Genomic DNA, 20,207 nt, shown 5'->3' on the forward strand with positions numbered 1-20,207 from the left:
AGACCCCGGATGCGGGCCGTCGGCATGAGGGCGTACGTGTCTCGCATGAGACATTGATGTCTCATTCGGATATCCTGTGTCTCATGGCCCTGGATCGTGAACGGGTACTCAAGGAAGCCGCCGCGCTGCTGACGCGCCGGGCGTCGACGTCGATGGACGAGATCGCCCGCGCCGCCGGCATCAGCCGCGCCACCCTGCACCGGCACTTCGCCGGCCGGGACGCCCTGATCAGAGCGCTGGAGGAGCACGGGATCACCCAATTCGCGCAGGCGATGGACACCGCCCGGCTCGACGAGGGCGACGCCCCGGCCGCACTGCGCCGGCTGATCCGGGAGGCCGAACCGGTCGCCGCCGTCCTCGCGTTCCTCTTCACCGAGAACCAGCTCTTCGAGGACGGTGAGATCAACGCCGGCTGGGCGGAACTCGACGCCCGCATCACCGCCCTCTTCCGCCGCGGCCAGGAGGACGGCGACTTCCGCCTCGACCTGAGCGCCGCCTGGTTCACCGAGGCGTTCTACGGCCTGCTCGGCGCCGGCGCCTGGTCCGTCCACGAAGGACGGGTCGCCCGCAACGACCTCACCCACTCGATCGCCGAGCTGCTGCTCGGTGGCATCCGACGGAGCATGGAGAAATGACCGAGACCATAGCGTCAGGCCGGGCCGGTTCGGCCCATGTGGACGACCAGCCCCGCCCGGGACGCTGGCTCGCGCTGGCCGTCCTGGTGCTGGCCGTCCTGCTGGTCGGCGTCGACGCCACGGTCCTCGGCCTCGCCACCCCCTTCCTCAGCGAGGACCTCCGCCCCTCCGGCACCCAACTGCTGTGGATCGGCGACATCTACTCCTTCGTCATCGCCGGCCTGCTGGTCTCCATGGGCAGCCTCGGCGACCGCATCGGCCGCAAGAAGCTGCTGCTGATGGGCTCGGTCGCGTTCGGCGCGATGTCGGTGCTCGCCGCCTACGCCACCAGCCCGGAGATGATGATCGCCGCCCGGGCGCTGCAGGGCGTCGCCGGCGCCACCCTGATGCCGGCCACCCTCGCGCTGATCCGCAACCTCTTCCACGACCCCCGGGAACGCAGCCTGGCCATCGGCATCTGGGGCGCCATGGCGTCGGCCGGCATGGCCGTCGGCCCGGTCCTCGGCGGCTTCCTCCTGGGGCACTTCTGGTGGGGCTCGGTCTTCCTCATCAACCTGCCGGTGATGCTGCTCCTGGTCGCCGTCGGCGCCAAGGTGATCCCCGAGTCCCGCAACCCCGACCCCGGCCCCTGGGACATCCCCAGCGTGCTGCTGGCCCTGGTGGGCATCGTCGGTGTCGTCTACGCCGTCAAGGAAGCCGCGGTGGACGGCTACCGCTGGGATGTCGCGCTGACCGCCGTCCTCGGCGTCCTCGCCCTGTTCGTCTTCGTCCGCCGGCAGCTCACCCTGGAATCCCCGCTGCTCAACATGAAGCTCTTCCACCACCGGGGCTTCTCGGGGGCCGTCCTCGCCGACCTGCTGACCATCCTCGGACTGTCCGGCCTGGTCTTCTTCCTCTCCCAGTTCCTCCAGATGGTGCAGCTGCGCTCGCCCCTCAACGCCGGCCTGGTCGAACTGCCGGCCGCCATCGGCGCGGTGGGCGCCGGGCTCGCCGCCGGCTGGGTCGCCCGCAAGCTGTCCGTACGGATCGTGGTGGCCGGCGGCCTGGCCGTGGTCGGGATCGCGCTGGCCGGCTGCACCACCCTGCACGCCGACACCGGCACCGCCGCGATGTGCGTCATCCTCTTCGTCGTCGGCGTCGGTGCCGGCTTCTCCTTCACCGTCACCGCGGACGTGATCCTCTCCAGCGTGCCCAAGGAGGAGGCCGGCGCCGCCTCCGCGGTCTCCGAGACCGCCTACGAACTGGGCGCCGCGCTCGGCATCGCCCTGCTCGGCTCCATCGTCACCAGCATCTACCGGGGCTTCCCCGCCCCGGAGGGCGTTCCCGAGCACGCCGTCGGCGCGGCCCGCGAATCGCTCGGCGGCGCCGTCGAGACCGCCGTCCAGCTCCCCTCCCACCAGGGCGCGGTCCTGATGAGGGCGGCTCAGCACTCCTTCGTTGACGGCGTGGACTCCGCCGCCGCGGTCGGCTCCGCCGTGCTGCTCGCCGCGGCGGGCGCCGCCTGGTTCCTGCTCCGCGGCCAGGAACTCGCCGACAGCAGGTAACCCCGCCGCACGCCCGCCGCTCCGCCGGACGGCGGGCGCACCCCCGCCTCAGGGCGTGTCCGGTGGATCACCCCGCCCCGCACCCGCGATGATCCATAGGACACGCCCTGGGGGCGACTGTCCCCGCCCGTTCACGCCCGGTACGCGCGCTGGTGACCGGCCGTCAGGCGCGGCTCGTTCGACTCTCCGGTCGTCCCCCTACGGACGGCCCGCTCAGGAGAGTGACGCAGTGCGCGACATCGGACGACGGTCCTTCTTCACCGCCGCAGGGGCTCTGGCCACCGCGAGCGCCATCGGAAGCAACGCCTACGCCACCGGCCACGCCCGCGACGCGGCCACCGCCGACGAATACGTCGACGTCCAGCTCCTCAACATCACCGACCTGCACGGCTATCTGCAGGGCGCCCCGGGTGCCCACTCCGTCATCACCGGAGCCGGCGGGAAGACCTACACCGTGGGCGGCGTCGCCTATATGGCCGCCCACCTGGAGCGGCTGCGCGACGGCCGCTCCAACTCCCTGTTCTTCGCCCCCGGCGACCTCTTCTCCGGCTGGGAGTTCGACGCGGCCGCCTTCGCCGACGAGCCCACCATCGAGGCGCTCAACGCCATGGGCCTGGACTTCGCCTCCGCCGGCAACCACGAATTCGACAAGTCCGCCCGCTTCCTGACCTCGCACATGGAGGACGGCGACGCCTTCCCCACCGCCGGCCGCGACGACGACTTCAAGGACTCCACCGGCCGCCGCTTCCGCGGTGCGGACTTCCCGTACTACAGCGCCAACATGGTGTGGAACGCCACCGGCGAACGCGTCCTTCCGCCGTACAACATCGTGCACGTGGACGCCGGCGGCGGCCGCCGGCTGCCGATCGGCTTCATCCACCTCACCGCCATCGGCACCGAGTCCTTCCCCGGCTCCTACCAGCCCGGCCTGCGCACCCTGGACGAACTGGAGACCGCCAACCGCTGCGCCGCCGAGCTCAAGTCACGCGGCGTCAACGCGATCGTGCTGAGCATGCACGACGGCGCGGTCGCCGGCAGCGACTTCTCCAGCGGCAAGAACCCCTCCGGACCCGCCTACGAACTGGCGCTGCGCGCCTCGCCGGACATCGACGCCATCGTCACCGGCCACTGGCACTGCGCCTTCACCATGATGCTGCCCGACCCCGACGGCGAGCCCCGCCCCTTCGTCGAGGCCGGCTGCTACGGCCAGATCATCAACGAGATCAATCTGCGCCTCGACCCCGACACCGGGTCGGTGGTCCGGGAGCTGACCACCTCCGTCAACCACCCCAACACCCGCGATGTGGCGCCCGATCCGGAACTCAAGTCGATCGCCGCCTACTGGGCCGGCTACGGCAGCCGGCGGGCCCGCACCAAGATCGGCACCCAGACCGCCTCCTTCACCCGGCGCCGCAACGAACTGGGGGAGTCCACCATGGGCAACCTCGTCGCCGACTGGGCCCTGTGGGCGGGCCGGCAGCCGCCCGGCCCGACGGCCGACCCCGCCGAGCACCCCGACACCCCCGCCGACCTCGCCGTCATCGCGGTCGCCCCGCGCGTCGGCCAGGCGGTCATCGCCGGGGACCTGATCCTCGACGAGGAGTCGGACGGCACCGTCACCTTCGCCCAGGCCTGGAACGCGGTCGGCTTCGGCGACCCGATCGTCACCGTCACCGTCACCGGCCGGCAGATCCACGACGCCCTGGAGGAACAGTGGGCGCCGACCCCCGGCGGCGGCCTCGGCTTCTCCCCCCTCGCCGTCTCCGCCAACGTCCGCTACACCTTCGACGCCGCCGGCAAGGTCGGCCGCCGGGTGGACCCCGCCGAGGTCCTCATCGACGGCAGGCCCCTCGACCTCAGGCGCAGCTACCGCCTCGCCGCGCCCTCCTACACCCTCATCAACCAGGACGGCTTCAGCGCCTTCACCGGCTTCACCGCACCCGTGCGGCACACCCGCGACTTCGAGAGCTTCATCGCCTTCGTACGGACCCGGAAGCGGCTGGTGCCCGCCCCTCTCAACCGGGTCGCGGTCAAGAACGCCGCGGTGCGCGGCGCGCGCACCGGCACCGTCACCCAGCGCCAGCAACTGCTCCAGGACGGCAGCGTGGTGCCGCGCCCCGAGGCGGCCCTGCGCTCCGCGCTGACCGGCGGCGCCGAGGGCCAGCGCGCCCCCGGCGGCTTCCGGGTGCCCTGCTGACACCCGAAGGGCCCCGTCCGCTGCTGCGGACGGGGCCCGGTGACGCCGGATCGGACCGCCGGCTCAGGCGGCGGCCCTGGCCTTGGTGGCGTAGATGTCGACGTACTCCTGGCCGGACAGCTCCATGACCTCGCTCATCACCTCGTCGGTGACGGCCCGCAGTACGTAGCGGTCGCGGTCCATCCCGTCGTACCGGGAGAAGTCCAGCGCCTCACCGAAGCGGATGGTGACCGGGGCGATCCGCGGCACGCCCTTGCCGCCGGGCTGCACCTTGTCCGTGCCGATCATGGCGAACGGGACGACGGGCGCGCCGGTCATCAGGGCGAGCCGGGCGATGCCGGTACGGCCGCGGTAGAGCCGGCCGTCGGGGGAGCGGGTGCCCTCGGGGTAGATGCCGAACGCCTTGCCCTGCTCCAGGATCCGGCGGCCGGTCATCAGGGCCGCCACCCCGCCGTGGCCGCCGTCCCGGTCCACCGGGATCATGCCGGCGCTGGTGAAGAACCAGGCCATCAGGCGGCCCTTGATGCCGGTGCCGGTGACGTACTCGTCCTTGCCGATGAAGTACACCGGCCGCTTGACCACCAGGCTCAGGAACAGCGAGTCGATGAAGGTCACGTGGTTACCGGCCAGGATCACCGGTCCGGTCGCCGGAATGCGCTCCATACCCTCGACCTTCGGGCGGTAAAGGACACGCATGACGAATCCGAGAATCGCCTTGAGCACAATGCGGGACAACGGGTCCTCCGGGTCGTGGCTGTCTGGTCAGCGTCAAGCGGGCGCAGAACTCTGCAGCCCAGGACGATACTCGCGGGTTACTCCCGCGCGCACATCGGGTTCATGAGGTCGATACGCACAGTTGACTCACGGTTGACGTGTGTTACCACCATGTTCCCCCCGGAGTCGTCGTGCGTCTCCCCGGCGTGACCCGTCCGTGCCTACGATCGGCCCGGTTCCCCGGGTACCCGGGCAACACGCCTTGACGCGGGCCGGAAAACACCCGGAAGCACTCGGCGGCACCGGAAAGCACCGAAGCACCCGGGCGCACCCGGAAACGCACGAAACGACGCAGAACAAGGAGCGTGGGCATGCAGAAGCGGCAGCAGCCGGGACGGCGGACGGTGCTGGGGGCGGCGGCCCTCGGTGCGGGCGCGGCGGTGCTCGGCGGGGCCGGGCAGGCAAGCGCCGCCGGGCGCGGCACGGCGGGCCGGGAACTGCCCGTGCCGCTGATCGTCGGCCACCGCGGCGCCAGCGGCTACCGCCCCGAGCACACCTTCGGCTCCTACCAACTCGCCCTCGACATGGGCGCGGACGTCATCGAGCAGGACCTCGTCCCCACCAAGGACGGCCATCTGGTCTGCCGGCACGAGAACGACATCACCGCCACCACCGATGTCTCCGCACACCCGGAGTTCGCCGACCGCAGGACCACCAAGACCGTCGACGGCCAGCAGCTGACCGGCTGGTTCACCGAGGACTTCACGCTCGCCGAACTCAAGACCCTGCGCGCCAAGGAGCGCATACCGGGCACCCGGCAGCACAACACCCTCTACGACGGCCGGTGGCAGGTGCCCACCTTCGAGGAGGTCCTCCAGTGGGCCGAACGGGAGGGCCGCAAGCGGGGCCGCCGGGTCTGGCTGCACATCGAGACCAAGCACCCCACCTACTTCCGGGGGCTCGGCCTCGGCCTGGAGGAGCGCCTCGCCAAGGCCCTGCGCGCACACGGGCGGCACCGCCGCAACTCCCCGAACTTCCTGCAGTCCTTCGAGCCCAGCAGCATCCGGCGCCTCGGCGAGCTCGTCGACTGCCCCAAGGTCGTCCTGCTGGGCACGCTCAAGGACCGTCCCTGGGACTTCACCGCGGCGGGCGACCCGCGCACCGTCGCCGACCTGGTCACGCCCGAGGGCCTCGGCTGGATCGCCGGCTTCGCCGAGGGCATCGGCCCGGACCTGACCGTGATCATCCCGCGGGACAAGGACGGCAAGCTCGGCACGCCCAGCTCCGTCGTCAAGGACGCGCACGCGGCCGGCCTGGTCCTGCACCCGTACACCGTCCGTAACGAGAACACGTTCCTGCCGGCCGACTTCCGCCGCGGCACCGACCCCACCGCCTACGGCGACTCCCTCGGCGTCTTCAAGGCGTACCTCGGCACCGGCATCGACGGGCTGTTCTCCGACAACCCCGACACCGCACTGCTGGCCGCCGAGGAGTTCCGTACGCGCTGACCGGCCGCCGGCCACGCACCGGCACCGGGCCCGAGTGACCTCCCCGTGCTCTCATCTGAGTTGGGAATGTCACAGAGGAGCTCGGTGCCGGTCCGTTCCGCTTGCCCCAATTGCCTGCGCAGAATGCTCCCGGCGGCGATTGCCGCCGCCACATTCCGGGGAGTCCGGAAGTCAGGGCACCACGTCCGGGCGCACACCCCTCACACCCTCGCGCGCCCGGGCCAACCGAATAAGGGGAGGCATACGCGCATGGGCACGAGCGTGACCATCTCTGCGGCGACCGACGAGGACGCCGAGCAGATCCTCAAACTGCAGTACCTCTGTTACCAGCCGGAGGCCGCGCTGTACGACGACTACGGCATCGAGCCGCTCACCCAGACGCTGGCCGCGCTGCGCGCCGAACTCGGCGAGGGCTGCGTGCTGGTGGCCCGGCTCGGCGACGAGGTGGTCGGATCCGTGCGCGGCACCGTCGACGCGTCGGGCACCGCGGCGATAGCCAAGCTCATCGTGCACCCCCGGCTCCAGCGGCACGGCCTCGGCGGCCGGCTGCTGGCCGCGGTCGAGCAGCGGCTCGCCGAGGAGCGCTCGGCCACCCGGTTCCGCCTCTTCACCGGCCACCGCAGCGAGGGCAATCTGCGGCTGTACCGCAGCCACGGCTACGCGCCCGTGGGCACCGAGGAGCTCAGCCGGCGGCTGAGCCTGGTCACGCTGGAGAAGGAGGCCGCGGCCGAGGAGTTCGTGGCCCAGGCGTAGCGGCTCGCGCGTCGCTGGACGTCACGGAAGGGAGCGGGCCCGCAGTGCGGCGGGCCCGTCCACCGGAGACGTGCCGCAGGTGCCCGTGGGGGCGACCGTTACGCCGTGCGCGCCCGGCGCAGCCACAGCATCCCGGTGACCGGCAGCAGGACCGGGATGAAGAGGTAGCCCCTGCCGTAGTCGGACCAGACCGTGGCGTCGGGGAACGCCGACGGCTCGATCAGCGTCCAGGTGCCCACGGTCAGCACGCCCACCAGCTCCGCCGCACAGCACACCAGCGCCGCCCGGCGGGCCCGGTCGCCGCCGCGGACCAGTGAGTAGGTGATGAAGCCGTAGACCACGCCGGCGAGCGCGGAGAGCGCGTACGCCAGCGGGGCCCGGTCGAAGTCCGTGGCGATCTGGAAGACCGAGCGCGACACGGCGCCGACCACCATCACGCCGTACAGCCAGACCAGCAGGATCCCCGGGCCGGTGATCAGCTTCCGGCGGGTGCCCGGCGCACCCTCCTCGGCGGTGCGGTCGGTCGCCGTCACGTCAGCCTCCCCAGATGTCGAACAGCCGCACTTCGAGCACGGCCAGCACCACGCCGCCGGCGGAGACCGTCAGCGAGCCCCAACGGGTGCGCTCCGCAAGGGACATGAAGCCCGCGGCGGGCACACAGGCGAACGCGCCGAGCAGATACGCCACGAAGATCGCCGTGCCCTGCGCGGGCTTCTCGCCGCGCGCCAGCTGGACGATGCCGACGACCAGCTGCACCACGGCGAGCAGCGTCACCACGGCCATGCCGAGGAAGTGCCAGTCCATGGTCCGCTGGTCCCGGTAGGCGGCGAAACCGCACCAGGCGGCGAGCGCGAGCGCGGCCACACCGGTCGCGATCGTCAGGGCATCAAGCATGCCGAGACCCTATTACGGGCCAAAAGACCCGATGCGCCCGCCCCCGGACCGCACATACGCTCGGTCCCCATGAAGATCCACGCGGACGCACTCCTCTTCGACAACGACGGCACCCTGGTCTCCTCCCTCGACTCCGTCCACCGCTGCTGGACCCGGTGGGCAAAGGAGTACGGCATCGCCCCCGAGGACTTCGCCCGGGTCGAGCTGCACGGCCGTCCGGCCGCCGAGATCGCCGCCGATCTGCTCCCGGCCGGGCAGGTGCCCGGCGCGCTGGCACGGATCGAACAGCTGGAGGTCGAGGACGTCGCCGGGGGAGTGACCCTGCTGCCCGGCACCCGCGCCCTCCTCGCGGGCCTGCCTCCCGAGCGGTGGGCGGTGGTCACCTCCGCCACCCGGCGGCTGGCCGAGGCCCGCCTCGGTGAGGCCGGGATCCGGCCGAAGAAGCTGATAGCCGCCGACGACATCACCCGCGGCAAGCCCGACCCGGAGCCGTTCCTGCTGGCCGCCCGCCGGCTCGGCGTGGACCCGGCCCGCTGCGTCGTCTTCGAGGACGCCCCGGCCGGGCTGGCGGCCGGCCGCGCGGCCGGCATGACGACCGTGGCGTTGACCACAACCCACCCGGCCGCCGAGCTCCGTGCCGACGTCGTCGTCCCCGACCTGTCGGCGGTATCCGCGCAGGCCACGGACGGGACGGTGGAGATCACCCTGGCCGGATGAGGCGCTGTCCACGGGCCGGTCGGTCAGGTCCGCCATTCGGACACGGTTGATCGGCCCGCACAGCCGTCTGGTTTACTTGCCGCCATGACCACGACGAGCAACCGCACCCCTGCGACCGAGGCGAACCTGACGCCCGGTGCTCGTTGCATGTGTCGAATGTGTGACCGCTGAGGGCCCCCGCCTGAGCCTCGCGCCCCGAAGCGAGACCCCATGCCGTGCACCGGTCCCCGACCGCGACGGCCGCCCCGCGTCACCGGAACCAGGAGCCGGGCCCCGCGCCCGCCACCGCTCCCGTTCCCCCCTGCCGCACTCGCAAGAATGCCCCGTGCCGGCGGCGACCCCGCCGTGCACTCGACAGTGACGGAATTCCCTGTGATCACCACAACGGGCCTGACCAAGGTCTACCGTTCAGGAGACCGCGACGTCACCGCCCTGGACGGCGTCGACCTGCACGTCCGCGAGGGCGAGGTGTACGGCGTCATCGGCCAGAGCGGCGCCGGCAAGTCCACCCTCATCCGCTGCCTCAACCTCCTGGAGCGCCCCACCTCCGGCACGGTCACCGTCGCCGGCCAGGAGCTGACCTCCATCGCCGGGCGCGGCAAGCGCGCCGGCGCCCAGCTCCGGGCCGCCCGCAGCCACATCGGCATGGTCTTCCAGCACTTCAACCTGCTGTCCTCGCGCACCGTCCAGGACAACGTCGAACTGCCGCTGGAGATCCTCAAGGTCGACCGCCGCGAACGCTCCCGCAAGGCCCTGGAACTGCTGGACCTGGTCGGCCTCGCCGACAAGGCCTCGGCGTACCCCGCCCAGCTCTCCGGCGGCCAGAAGCAGCGCGTCGGCATCGCCCGCGCCCTGGCCGGCGACCCCAAGGTGCTGCTCTCCGACGAGGCCACCAGCGCCCTCGACCCGGAGACCACCCGCTCCATCCTGACCCTGCTGCGCGACCTCAACCGCCAGCTCGGCCTGACCATCGTCCTCATCACGCACGAGATGGACGTCGTCAAGACCATCTGCGACTCGGCCGCGCTGATGAAGAACGGCCGCGTCGTCGAGCAGGGCACCGTCGCCGAACTGCTCGCCACCCCCGGCTCCGAGCTCGCCCGCGAGCTCTTCCCGGTCGGCGGCGAGCCCTCGGCCGACGACCGCACCGTCGTCGACATCACCTTCCACGGCTCGGCCGCCACCCGCCCGGTGATCTCCGAGCTGGCGCGCACCTACAACGTCGACATCTCGATCCTCGGCGCCGCCATGGACACCGTCGGCGGCAAGCAGATCGGCCGGATGCGGATCGAGCTGCCCGGCCGCTTCGAGGAGAACGTCGTCCCCATCGGCTTCCTGCGCGAGCAGGGCCTCCAGGTCGATGTGGCCGACGTGGCCGACGCCGCCCCCGCCGCGGCCGTCCCGGCGCCCGCCGCCGCCCCGCTCCTGAAGGAAGGTGCCAAGTGAGCTGGACCGAGATGCAGCCGCTGCTCTACGACAACACGCTCGACACCCTCTTCATGGTGTGGTGGTCGACGTTCTACGCGGTGCTCTTCGGCATCCCGGTCGGCGTGCTGCTGCACCTGACCGACCGCGGCGCCCTGCTGCAGAACGTCGTGGTGAACAAGGTCCTCGGCGCGATCGTGAACATCGGGCGGTCCTTCCCGTTCCTGATCCTCATCGTCGTGCTGATCCCCTTCACCCGGCTCGTTGTCGGCGTCTCCATCGGCCCGACCGGCGCGGTCGTCCCGCTCGCCATGGCCGCGATCCCGTTCTTCGCCCGCCTCGTCGAGGCCGCGCTGCGCGAGGTGGACCACGGCCTGGTGGAAGCCGCCCAGGCCATGGGCGGCGGCACCTGGACCATCATCTTCAAGGTGCTGCTGCCGCAGGCCCTGCCCGCGCTGGTCGCGGCCGTCACCACCACCGTCATCACGCTGATCGGCTACTCCGCGATCGCCGGTGCGGTCGGCGGCGGCGGCCTGGGCAACCTCGCCTACACCTACGGCTATCAGCAGTACGAGACCTCCCTGATGATCACCACCGTCGTCGAGCTGATCGTCCTGGTCACCCTCGTCCAGCTGCTCGGCGACCTGATCGTCCGCCGGCTCGCCGGCCGCGGCACCCGACCCTCCTCGCCCGTACGCGTCGGCCTGCGCCGCGCCCGCGCCGAGGAGCCGGCAGCCGTCACCGAGGCCGCCTGACCCCATAAGCCACCCGCGTCACCCGCACCACCCAAGAGCCCGGACCCTTTGCCGGGCGGACAGCACACGGACACCCCGTGTGGCAACAAGAAAGAGGCACTCTTCGTGCGCAACACCGTCAAGATCACCGTGGCCGTCGCCGCCGCCTCCGCCGTCGCCCTGGGCGCGAGCGCCTGCTCCGCGCCCTCCGACACCACGGCCAGCAGCGACAAGAGCGACAAGAACGCCCCCCTCGTCGTCGCCGCGAGCCCCACCCCGCACGCCACCATCCTCGACTTCGTCAAGAACGAGCTGGCGGCCAAGGCGGGCCTCAAGCTCGTCGTCAAGCCGTTCAACGACTACAAGATCCCCAACAAGGTCACCGACGACGGCCAGGTCGACGCCAACTTCTTCCAGCACAAGCCCTTCCTGGACACCTTCAACAAGGAGAACGGCACCCACATCGTGCCGGTCCAGAACGTGCTCATCGAGCCCCTCGGCCTGTACTCCAAGAAGATCCACAAGCTCTCGGACCTCAAGTCCGGCTCGACCGTCTCGGTCCCCAACGACCCGTCCAACGAGGGCCGTGCGCTCAAGCTGCTCGCCGACAACGGCGTGATCACCCTCAAGCCCGGCGTCGGCGCCGACGCCAAGCTCACCGACGTCAAGGACGACAAGGGCATCAAGATCACCGAGCTGGAGGCCGCACAGACCGCGCCGCGCATCGACGACGTCGACGCCGCCGTCATCAACGGCAACTTCGCCATCGGCGCCCACCTCAAGCCCTCCAAGGACGCCCTCGCGCTGGAGAAGGCCAAGGACAACCCCTACGCCAACTTCCTCGCCGTCAAGAAGGGCAACGAGAACGACCCGCGGATCAAGAAGCTGGCCAAGCTCCTGAACTCCCCCGAGGTCAAGAAGTTCATCGAGGACAAGTACAAGGACGGCTCGGTCATCCCCGCCTTCGGTCCCGCCAAGGCCTGACCCCCCCCGAGCCACCACCGGGCCCCGGCAGCGCACTCCGCGCGGCCGGGGCCCGGGCGCGTGGCACACCCACCCACCGATGCTGCATGCTGGTGCATTCAAGACGGTCAGACGGCCCGTGACCTCGCGCTGAACCATCCCGCGACGTCCCGGAGCACCCACGGTCAACGGCGTTGGAGCAGCGGCATGACATCCACCTTTCCGGACATCTCCCTCAGCACGGACCGGCTGGTGCTGCGCCCCTTCGAAGAGGCCGACGTCCCCGCCCTCGCCGAGATGATGTCCGACGAGCTGGTCACCGCCTGGACCGCGCTGCCGCACCCGTACACCACCGCCGAGGCCCGCGCCTGGGCCACCGGCAAGGCCGCCGCGCTCCGCACCACCGGCCGCGGCCTCGCCCTCGCCGTCACCGAATTCCTCACCCAGCGCCTGGTCGGCACCGTCCACCTCGAAAACACCGACTGGCGCATCCGCTCCACCGAGATCGGCTACGTCACCGCCCCCTGGGCCCGCGGCGAGGGCTACGCCTCGGAATCCGTCCTCGCCATCGCGCAGTGGCTCTTCCACCACGAGAAGTTCGAACGCCTCGAACTGCGCACCGCCGCCGACAACACCGCCTCCCAGCAGGTCGCCCAGAAGATCGGCTGCATCAGCGAGGGCGTCCTGCGCAACGCCTGGATAGCCCGCAGCCGCACGGAGGACGGCGGCTGGACGGACATCCGCACCGATCTGATCGTCTGGAGCCTGCTGCCCGAGGACCTCGACGGGATCCCCGGCCGGATGGCCGACGCGAACGGATTCACCTACCCCGAGTGGAACTGACCCACGCCCGCGCCCAGGTCCGTACCTCTCGGGGTACCCTCGGCCTGCCGCGCACCCGCGCGACCAGCACGGACCTGCGTCCGGCGCACCACAGCGGCGCGCCACCGGCCCGCGGCCACCCCGCGGCCGCCACCGCCCGCGTAACCACAGCAGCCCCAGGAGACTGACGAGCATGGCCGACCGGGTCACGGTGATCGGATGGGACGGCTCTCCGCTGACCGCCGCCGCCCGCTCCGCCCTCGGCGCCGCCACACTCGTGGCCGGCGCCGCCCACCACCTCGCACTGCCCGAAGTCCCGCCGCACGCCGAGCGGATCCGGCTCGGCAGCGTCACCCTGGCCGCCCGCCGGATCGCCCAGCACCGCGGCACCGCCGTCGTCCTCGCCGACGGCGACCCCGGCTTCTTCGGCGTTGTCCGCACCCTGCGGGCCCCCGAGCACGGCCTGGAGGTCGAGGTCGTCCCGGCCGTCTCCTCCGTCGCGGCCGCCTTCGCCCGCGCCGGCATGCCCTGGGACGACGCCCAGATCGTGGTGGCCCACAGCCGCGACCTGCGCCGCGCGGTCAACGTCTGCCGCGCCCACACCAAGGTCGCGGTGCTCACCTCGCCCGGCGCCGGCCCCGCCGAACTCGCCCTGCTGCTCGGCGGCGTCCACCGCACCTTCGTCATCTGCGAGGAACTGGGCACCGAACGCGAGCAGGTGACGGTCCTCACATCCGACAAGGCCGCCGACCACGTCTGGCGCGACCCCAACGTCGTCATCGTCGTCGGCGGTTCACCCGGCGGCGCCGCGGCCCAGGGCACCGGCTGGATCGCCGGCCACGAGGTCGGCCACCCGACCGGACCGCGCGGCTGGGGACTGCCTGGCCGCGCGTTCGGCGGAGCCCTCGCCGAGGGGGAAACCGTCCAGCTGCGCACCGCCCAACTCGCCCGCCTCGGGCCCCGGGTGGGCGACCTGGTCTGGGACATCGGCACCGGCAGCGGGGCCGCGGCCGTGGAGGCCGCGCGGTTCGGCGCCGCGGTCATCGCGGTGGACGCCGACCCCGACGCCTGCGGACGCACCGCCGCCGTCGCCCGCCGGCACGGCGTCCAACTCCAGGTCGTCCACGGGCGGGCGCCGCAGATCCTGGAGGACCTGCCCGAGCCCGACGTCGTACGGATCGGCGGCGGGGGAGTGGAGGTCGTCACCGCCTGCGCCGCCCGCCGTCCCGAACGGATCGTCACCCACGCCGCCACCCGCGACGAGGCCGAGCTGCTGGGCCGGGCACTGGCCGACGGCGGGTACGACGTCGAGTGCGCCCTGCTGCAGTCCGTGGACCTGGACACCTCCGTCTGGGTCGAACGCGAGCGGTCCGTGGTGTTTTTGCTCAGCGGGTATCGCGTTCCTCACCCGTGACCAGGAAGGCAACCCGCGCGAGGTAGGCTGGCGGATCGTTGCGCCGCCGTTCCACGTTCGGCTTCGTACGCCAATATCCGGAAAATGCCGTGGTTTTGGACGAATATGAAGCTGTGAGCGTGGACGTGCCGCGAGGCGTGCTCGCTCGTTCTAGCTATCGGGGCGTCGGGGCGCCCCGGTCGAGCGTGTCGCACGAGCGGTTGGAAGGAGCACTACCAATGGGCGAGGGGTACGCATGACCGACACCGGCCAGGTCCCGGGCGAGGGACAGCCGGAGAACGCAGGCGGACATCCCGGGCAGCCGCAGCCGGCGGCCGCTCCCTCCCCTGCCGACGCCGGACCCACGGAGCTGCCGGGCATGGTGACCCCTCAGGGCGACTACCCCTACCTCGACCAGACCGATCCCGCCGTCGAGGACGACGACCTGCTGCTCATGCCGGGCGCCCAGGGCGCCTGGAGCGAGCAGCCCGCGGACCGGCCGCTGCCGCACGAGACCCACCAGGGCCCGGCCCAGCAGCCGCAGCAGGGCGTGCCGTTCGACGCCACCGCCCAGGGCGCCACCGGCTACGAGGCGATGCCCGCCCAGGCCGGCGACCACGAGAGCGGCGGCCGGGACTCCGGTTCCGTCGACCTGAGCGCGGTCCGCATCCCACAGCCCGCGGCGCCCCAGCAGCCGGACCGGGCCCGCGCGGCCGCCCCCAACCGCCGCCCGCTGCACATGGGCCCGCCGGTGCCCGACGCGACCGGCGGCGTGGTCCGCTCGCTCGCCGACCGCGGCCCCGCAGACCCCCCCGCCCGGCACGCCGCCCCGCCCGCCGGCGCCCCTGAATACTTCGACGCCGCCGCCCAGGCCCCCGTGGCCCCGGAGGCCGCCGCGGCCGCCCAGCAGGTCCCCGCCGCCCCCCAGGACGCCCAGCCGGCCCCGGCCCAGGCGTACGCCGCACCGCAGCCGCAGGCCGGGGCGGCGCCGTACGCCGAGCAGACGTACGGCGGCCAGTCCTACGGCGGCCATTCCTACGGTGGGCAGTTGTCCCCCGAGCAGACCTACGGTGCTGCCGGCCAGGGCCCGTTGCCGGGCCCGCAGCTCGGCGAGATCCCGGCCCAGATGCCGGCCTGGAACGACGCCCCGGCCCAGGCCGCACCGGTCCCCGCCCCCGAGCCGGCACCGGCTCCCGAGCCGGCCGTGGTGGCCGCACCGGCGCCGGTGGCCGATCAGCTGCCGCCGGTCGAGGAGACCGCAACGGCCGCGGAAGCAGCCCCGGTTGCCGACGCGGCACCGGCGGTGGAGGAGGCGGCCGCGCCCGCGGAGGCCCTCGCCGCGCCGACGGTGGCGACCGCGCAGCCGGTCGCACAGCCCGTCACCCAGGACCCCGAGCTGCCCGCCGAACAGCCGCAGGCCGCCGAACAGCCGCCCGTGGCGCAGCCTGAGCCGCAGGCACAGCCCGAGCCGGTGGCGCAGCCCGCGGAGGGCGCCGCGGACGGGACCGCACCGGGCGAGCCCGCCGAGGCCCCGACGGCAGAGCAGCCGACCGCCCAGGCCCCGGAGGCACAGACTCCGGACGCACAGATTCCGGACGTTCAGGCACAGGAGGCTCCGGTCCAGGACGCGCCTGCCCAGGACGCGCCTGCCCAAGAAGTGTCTGCCCAGGAAGTGCCCGTACAGGACGTTCCTGAGCAGGGCGCGGCCGAGGGCACGGAAGACGAAGACAACGTCACGGTCGACGCCGCCGCCCAGCCGCAGCCCGAGGCCGCCGCGCCGGAAGCCGTGGCCCCCGAGGCCGTGGCATCCGAGGCCGCCGCGGCGCCGCAGGGCCCCGTCGCCCTGCCCGCTACCGAGGACGGTGGCCCCGTCGAGCAGGCGGTCGCCCCCGTCGAGCAGGAGCAGACCGTCATAGAGCCGCCGGAGGCCATCACCCCTGACCCCTCGGCCGCCGCTGCCGTCACGGCCGCCCCCGAGGGAGAGGCGACCCCGGCCGCCGGGTCCGCAGCACCCGCCGCGGACGCCACGCCGGACGCGGCACCGGACACCCCCGCCGACGCGTCCCCCGAGGCCGCAGTGACGCCTGAGGCCGCAGCGACTCCCGAGGCCGCCCCGGCTCCGGAGCCCGCCGCGGCCACCCCGGAGACCTCCGCAGCCCCCGCGAGCCCAGAACAAGCAGCAACGGCAGAGGCGGCGGAACCGGACGTCACCGAAGAAGCGGCAGCAGTGGCAGCAGAAGCAGAAGAGGCAACGGAGCCGGTGCAGGCAGCAGACACGGCCCCCGCGCCCGAGCAGCCGCAGGCGGCCGACGAGCAGCCCGCCACCCCGGCCGACGCCCCCGCAGAGGCCGCCCCCGCGGCCCGGCCCGGCACCGTCCACATCCCGGCCCAGCAGGTTGCCGAGCAGCCGGCCGGCGAACAGCCGTCGGCCGCCGGACAGCAGCCGCAGGCCGCCGCGGACGACACCGTTCCGCAGGCCCAGGACCCCGCCGACACCCCGGCCGCCGTAGCGGCGCCCGAGGAGGCCCCCGCCGACGAGGCCCCCCACCAGCAGGACGCCGAGGCGCTCCTCCAGCGCGGTGAGGGCGCGGACGAGGACCAGCCGCAGGAGCCCGACGCGGTTCCCGCGGCCGACCAGCCGCAGGCCGTTGACCAGCAGGCCGCCGACGAGCAGCCCGCCGCCGAGGAGACCGACGCCGCCGACGGAGCCCCCGAGGCGGAAGAGGTCCCGGCCGGGCCCCCGGCCGCCGGCTACGACGACTCCGAGCGCGCCGCCGTCCACCGCGTGATGCGCGAGCGCCGCGACATCCGCAACGGCTTCCGCAGCGACCCGATCCCCAACGAGGTCCTGCTGCGCGTCCTGGAGGCGGCCCACACCGCCCCCAGCGTCGGCCACTCCCAGCCCTGGGACTTCGTCGTCATCCGGTCCGCCGACACCCGCGAGAAGATGCACCAGCTCGCGATGCAGCAGCGCGACGCGTACGCCAAGTCGCTGCCCAAGGCGCGGGCCAAGCAGTTCCGCGAGCTGAAGATCGAGGCGATCCTCGAAACACCGGTCAACATCGTCGTCACCGCGGACCCCACCCGCGGCGGCCGGCACACCCTCGGCCGGCACACCCAGCCGCAGATGGCCCCGTACTCCTCCGCGCTCGCCGTCGAGAACCTCTGGCTCGCGGCCCGCGCCGAGGGCCTCGGCGTCGGCTGGGTCAGCTTCTTCGACGAGCGCGAGATGGTCCGCGAACTGGGCCTGCCCGAGCACCTCGAAGTCGTCGCCTACCTGTGCGTCGGCTACGTCGACGAGTTCCCCGAGGAGCCCGAGCTGCTGCAGGCCGGCTGGTCCAAGCGCCGCCCGCTGTCCTGGGTCGTCCACGAGGAGACCTACGGCCGCCGCGCGCTGCCCGGCGAGAACCCGCACGACCTCCTCCAGGAGACCCTCCAGGGCATCCGCCCGCTGGACGCCAAGGCGCTCGGCGAGGCGTGGGAGCGCCAGAAGCGGATGACCAAGCCCGCCGGCGCGCTCGGCATGCTGGAGATCATCTCCGCGCAGCTGAGCGGTCTGTCCCGCAAGTGCCCGCCGCCGATCCCGGAGCCGGCCGCCGTGGCGATCTTCGCCGGCGACCACGGCGTGCACGCCCAGGGCGTCACCCCCTGGCCCCAGGAGGTCACCGGCCAGATGGTCGCCAACTTCCTGGGCGGCGGCGCGGTCTGCAACGCCTTCGCCAACCAGGTCGGCGCCGAGGTGTGCGTCGTGGACGTCGGCGTGGCGAGCGAACTCCCCGCCACCCCCGGCCTGCTGCCCCGCAAGGTCCGGCCCGGCACCGCCGACTTCACCCAGGGCCCCGCGCTCACCCAGGAGGAGGTTCTCAAGGCCGTCGAGGTGGGCATCGAGACCGCCCGCGACCTCGTCGCGGCCGGCAACAAGGCCCTGCTCACGGGCGAGATGGGGATCGCCAACACCACCACCTCCGCCGCGCTGATCGCCGTCTACACCGGCGTCGACCCGGCCGAGGTCACCGGCCGCGGCACCGGCATCAACGACGAGACGCACGCCCGCAAGGTCGACGTGGTCCGCCGCGCCCTGGAACTCCACCAGCCCGATCCGGCCGACCCGATCGGCGTGCTCGCCGCGGTCGGCGGCCTGGAGCACGCGGCCCTGGTCGGCCTGATCCTCGGCGGCGCCTCGCTGCGCACGCCGGTGATCCTCGACGGCGTCAGCGCCGGCGCCGCCGCCCTGGTGGCCCGCGCCATCGCCCCCGAGGCGCTGGCCGCCTGCATCGCCGGCCACCGCAGCGCCGAGCCCGGGCACGTCGCGGCCCTCAACAAGCTCGGCCTGCGCCCGCTCGTCGACCTCGACCTGCGCCTCGGCGAGGGCACCGGCGCCCTGCTGGCCCTCCCCGTCGTACAGAGCGCGGCCCGCGCCATGCACGAGGTCGCCACCTTCGACTCCGCCGGAGTGACGGAGAAGAGCTGATGCGGTGCGGCCGGAACGCGGCCGCCCCGCATGACCCCCGGCCCGCAGCCCTCTAGGCTGTGGGCCGGGGCCGTACGCCCTCAAGCGTCGTATCATCCCTGATCAGCCGCTCCAGAGCCGCAGCGACCGATCCGGTCTCGAACTCGCACCATCCGCACAAGGAGCCGCCCCGCCATGGCTGAGCACGTCGCCGAACACGCTGCCTACCCCGTCGGACTGCGGCTGTCCGGCCGCCGGGTGGTCGTCCTGGGAGCCGGTCAGGTCGCCCAGCGCCGCCTCCCCTCGCTCGTCGCCGCGGGCGCGGACGTCGTGCTCGTCTCCCCGTCCGCCACCCCCTCCGTCGAGGCGATGGCCGACGCCGGCGAGATCCGCTGGGAGCGCCGCCGCTACCGGGCCGGTGACCTCGCCGAGGCCTGGTACGCGCTGATCTCCACCGACGACCCCGAGGCCAACGCCGCCGCCTCCCAGGAGGCCGAGGAGCGGCGCGTGTGGTGCGTACGCGCCGACGACGCCGAGGCGGCCACCGCCTGGACCCCGGCCACCGGGCGCAGCGAGGGCGTCACCGTCGCCGTCCTGACCGGCCGCGACCCGCGCCGCTCGGCCGCCGTACGCGACGCCATCGTGGAGGGCCTGCGCGACGGCAGCATCGCCGCCCCGCACCACCGCCGCCCGCACACCCCCGGCGTGGCGCTGGTCGGCGGCGGCCCCGGTGACCCCGACCTGATCACCGTCCGCGGCCGCCGTCTCCTCGCCGAGGCCGACGTCGTCATCGCCGACCGCCTCGGCCCCCGCGACCTGCTGGCCGAGCTGCCCCCGCACGTCGAGGTCATCGACGCCGCGAAGATCCCCTACGGCCGGTTCATGGCCCAGGAGGCCATCAACAACGCGCTGATTGAGCACGCCAAGGCCGGCAAGGCCGTGGTCCGCCTCAAGGGCGGCGACCCGTTCGTCTTCGGCCGCGGCATGGAGGAGGCCCAGGCGCTCGCCGAGGCCGGCATCCCCTGCACTGTCGTGCCCGGCATCTCCAGCACCATCTCGGTACCCGGCGCCGCCGGCATCCCCGTCACCCACCGCGGCGTCGCCCACGAATTCACCGTCGTCAGCGGCCACGTGGCCCCCGACGACGAGCGCTCCCTGGTAGACTGGCCCGCCCTCGCCAAGCTGCGCGGCACCCTGGTCGTCCTCATGGGAGTGGAGAACAGCGGCGCCATCGCGGCCAAGCTCATCGAGCACGGCCGCCCCGCCGACACCCCGGCCGCCGTCATCCAGGAGGGCACCACCGCCACCCAGCGCCGGGTCGACGCCACCCTCGCCACCCTCGGCGAGACGGTCCGCTCCGAGGGCGTCCGGCCGCCGGCGGTCATCGTCATCGGCGACGTCGTCAGCGTCGGCGCGACGACCACGGCCGGCTAGCTGATTCGTTTCCCCGGGCGTCCC

The 20,207-nt window shown here is 73.0% G+C and carries 16 protein-coding genes; 13 read left to right on the forward strand and 3 right to left on the reverse strand.

The window, feature by feature from the left end; all coding sequences use genetic code 11:
* Positions 1–83: 83 nt before the first annotated feature.
* From ACGF4C_RS31320 to ACGF4C_RS31330, 3 genes are all read left to right on the forward strand, one after another.
* Positions 84–635, forward strand: a complete 552-nt coding sequence (locus ACGF4C_RS31320; RefSeq protein ID WP_393570762.1) for a TetR/AcrR family transcriptional regulator — start codon at positions 84–86, stop codon at positions 633–635.
* Positions 632–2,179 carry an MFS transporter gene (locus ACGF4C_RS31325; RefSeq protein ID WP_393570764.1) on the forward strand — a complete coding sequence of 516 codons (1,548 nt, stop codon included), beginning with the start codon at positions 632–634 and terminating at the stop codon, positions 2,177–2,179. The genes ACGF4C_RS31320 and ACGF4C_RS31325 overlap by 4 nt, the downstream gene beginning before the upstream one ends.
* 229 nt (positions 2,180–2,408) lie before the next feature.
* The gene (locus ACGF4C_RS31330; RefSeq protein ID WP_393570766.1) at positions 2,409–4,376 is read left to right on the forward strand and encodes a bifunctional metallophosphatase/5'-nucleotidase; all 1,968 of its coding nucleotides are present in this window, start codon (positions 2,409–2,411) and stop codon (positions 4,374–4,376) included.
* Positions 4,377–4,439: 63 nt separating this feature from the next.
* On the opposite strand, the gene ACGF4C_RS31335 is transcribed toward ACGF4C_RS31330, so the two are convergent.
* Positions 4,440–5,111 (reverse strand): lysophospholipid acyltransferase family protein, encoded by a 672-nt coding sequence (locus tag ACGF4C_RS31335; RefSeq protein ID WP_393570768.1) that lies wholly within the window; start codon positions 5,109–5,111, stop codon positions 4,440–4,442.
* A 350-nt stretch (positions 5,112–5,461) separates the two neighbouring features.
* Between ACGF4C_RS31335 and ACGF4C_RS31340 the strand changes: the two genes are divergently transcribed.
* Positions 5,462–6,598 (forward strand): glycerophosphodiester phosphodiesterase, encoded by a 1,137-nt coding sequence (locus ACGF4C_RS31340; RefSeq protein WP_393570770.1) that lies wholly within the window; start codon positions 5,462–5,464, stop codon positions 6,596–6,598.
* Between the two features lie 249 nt (positions 6,599–6,847).
* On the forward strand, positions 6,848–7,351 hold the full coding sequence (locus tag ACGF4C_RS31345) for a GNAT family N-acetyltransferase (protein WP_393570772.1): 504 nt from the start codon (positions 6,848–6,850) through the stop codon (positions 7,349–7,351).
* Between the two features lie 98 nt (positions 7,352–7,449).
* On the opposite strand, the gene ACGF4C_RS31350 is transcribed toward ACGF4C_RS31345, so the two are convergent.
* Together ACGF4C_RS31350 and ACGF4C_RS31355 are read right to left on the reverse strand one after the other, a co-directional pair.
* The gene (locus tag ACGF4C_RS31350) at positions 7,450–7,884 is read right to left on the reverse strand and encodes a hypothetical protein (protein ID WP_393570775.1); all 435 of its coding nucleotides are present in this window, start codon (positions 7,882–7,884) and stop codon (positions 7,450–7,452) included.
* A 1-nt stretch (position 7,885) separates the two neighbouring features.
* On the reverse strand, positions 7,886–8,245 hold the full coding sequence (locus tag ACGF4C_RS31355) for a hypothetical protein (RefSeq protein WP_030413092.1): 360 nt from the start codon (positions 8,243–8,245) through the stop codon (positions 7,886–7,888).
* Between the two features lie 69 nt (positions 8,246–8,314).
* Between ACGF4C_RS31355 and ACGF4C_RS31360 the strand changes: the two genes are divergently transcribed.
* The 8 genes from ACGF4C_RS31360 (at position 8,315) to cobA (ending at position 20,183) form a co-directional block, all read left to right on the forward strand.
* A complete protein-coding gene (locus tag ACGF4C_RS31360; RefSeq protein ID WP_393570777.1) occupies positions 8,315–8,962 on the forward strand; it encodes an HAD-IA family hydrolase in 648 nt (215 codons plus the stop codon).
* 372 nt (positions 8,963–9,334) lie between these two features.
* A complete protein-coding gene (locus tag ACGF4C_RS31365) occupies positions 9,335–10,408 on the forward strand; it encodes a methionine ABC transporter ATP-binding protein (RefSeq protein ID WP_393570779.1) in 1,074 nt (357 codons plus the stop codon).
* On the forward strand, positions 10,405–11,142 hold the full coding sequence (locus tag ACGF4C_RS31370) for a methionine ABC transporter permease (RefSeq protein WP_393570781.1): 738 nt from the start codon (positions 10,405–10,407) through the stop codon (positions 11,140–11,142). Before ACGF4C_RS31365 ends, ACGF4C_RS31370 begins: the two co-directional genes overlap by 4 nt.
* 105 nt (positions 11,143–11,247) lie before the next feature.
* Positions 11,248–12,105, forward strand: a complete 858-nt coding sequence (locus tag ACGF4C_RS31375) for a MetQ/NlpA family ABC transporter substrate-binding protein (RefSeq protein WP_393570783.1) — start codon at positions 11,248–11,250, stop codon at positions 12,103–12,105.
* Positions 12,106–12,291: 186 nt separating this feature from the next.
* The gene (locus tag ACGF4C_RS31380) at positions 12,292–12,927 is read left to right on the forward strand and encodes a GNAT family N-acetyltransferase (RefSeq protein ID WP_393570785.1); all 636 of its coding nucleotides are present in this window, start codon (positions 12,292–12,294) and stop codon (positions 12,925–12,927) included.
* A 172-nt stretch (positions 12,928–13,099) separates the two neighbouring features.
* Complete coding sequence (cbiE, locus tag ACGF4C_RS31385; protein ID WP_393570787.1) at positions 13,100–14,320, forward strand: precorrin-6y C5,15-methyltransferase (decarboxylating) subunit CbiE; 1,221 nt, start codon at positions 13,100–13,102, stop codon at positions 14,318–14,320.
* A 235-nt stretch (positions 14,321–14,555) separates the two neighbouring features.
* Positions 14,556–18,770, forward strand: a complete 4,215-nt coding sequence (gene cobT, locus ACGF4C_RS31390; RefSeq protein WP_393570789.1) for a nicotinate-nucleotide--dimethylbenzimidazole phosphoribosyltransferase — start codon at positions 14,556–14,558, stop codon at positions 18,768–18,770.
* A gap of 174 nt (positions 18,771–18,944) precedes the next feature.
* Positions 18,945–20,183, forward strand: coding sequence for a uroporphyrinogen-III C-methyltransferase (gene cobA, locus ACGF4C_RS31395; RefSeq protein WP_393570791.1), 1,239 nt, complete (start codon positions 18,945–18,947; stop codon positions 20,181–20,183).
* The last annotated feature ends 24 nt before the right edge of the window (positions 20,184–20,207 follow it).

It is taken from the genome of Streptomyces sp. NPDC048197 (assembly GCF_043202395.1).
Lineage (GTDB): Bacteria > Actinomycetota > Actinomycetes > Streptomycetales > Streptomycetaceae > Streptomyces > Streptomyces siderophoricus.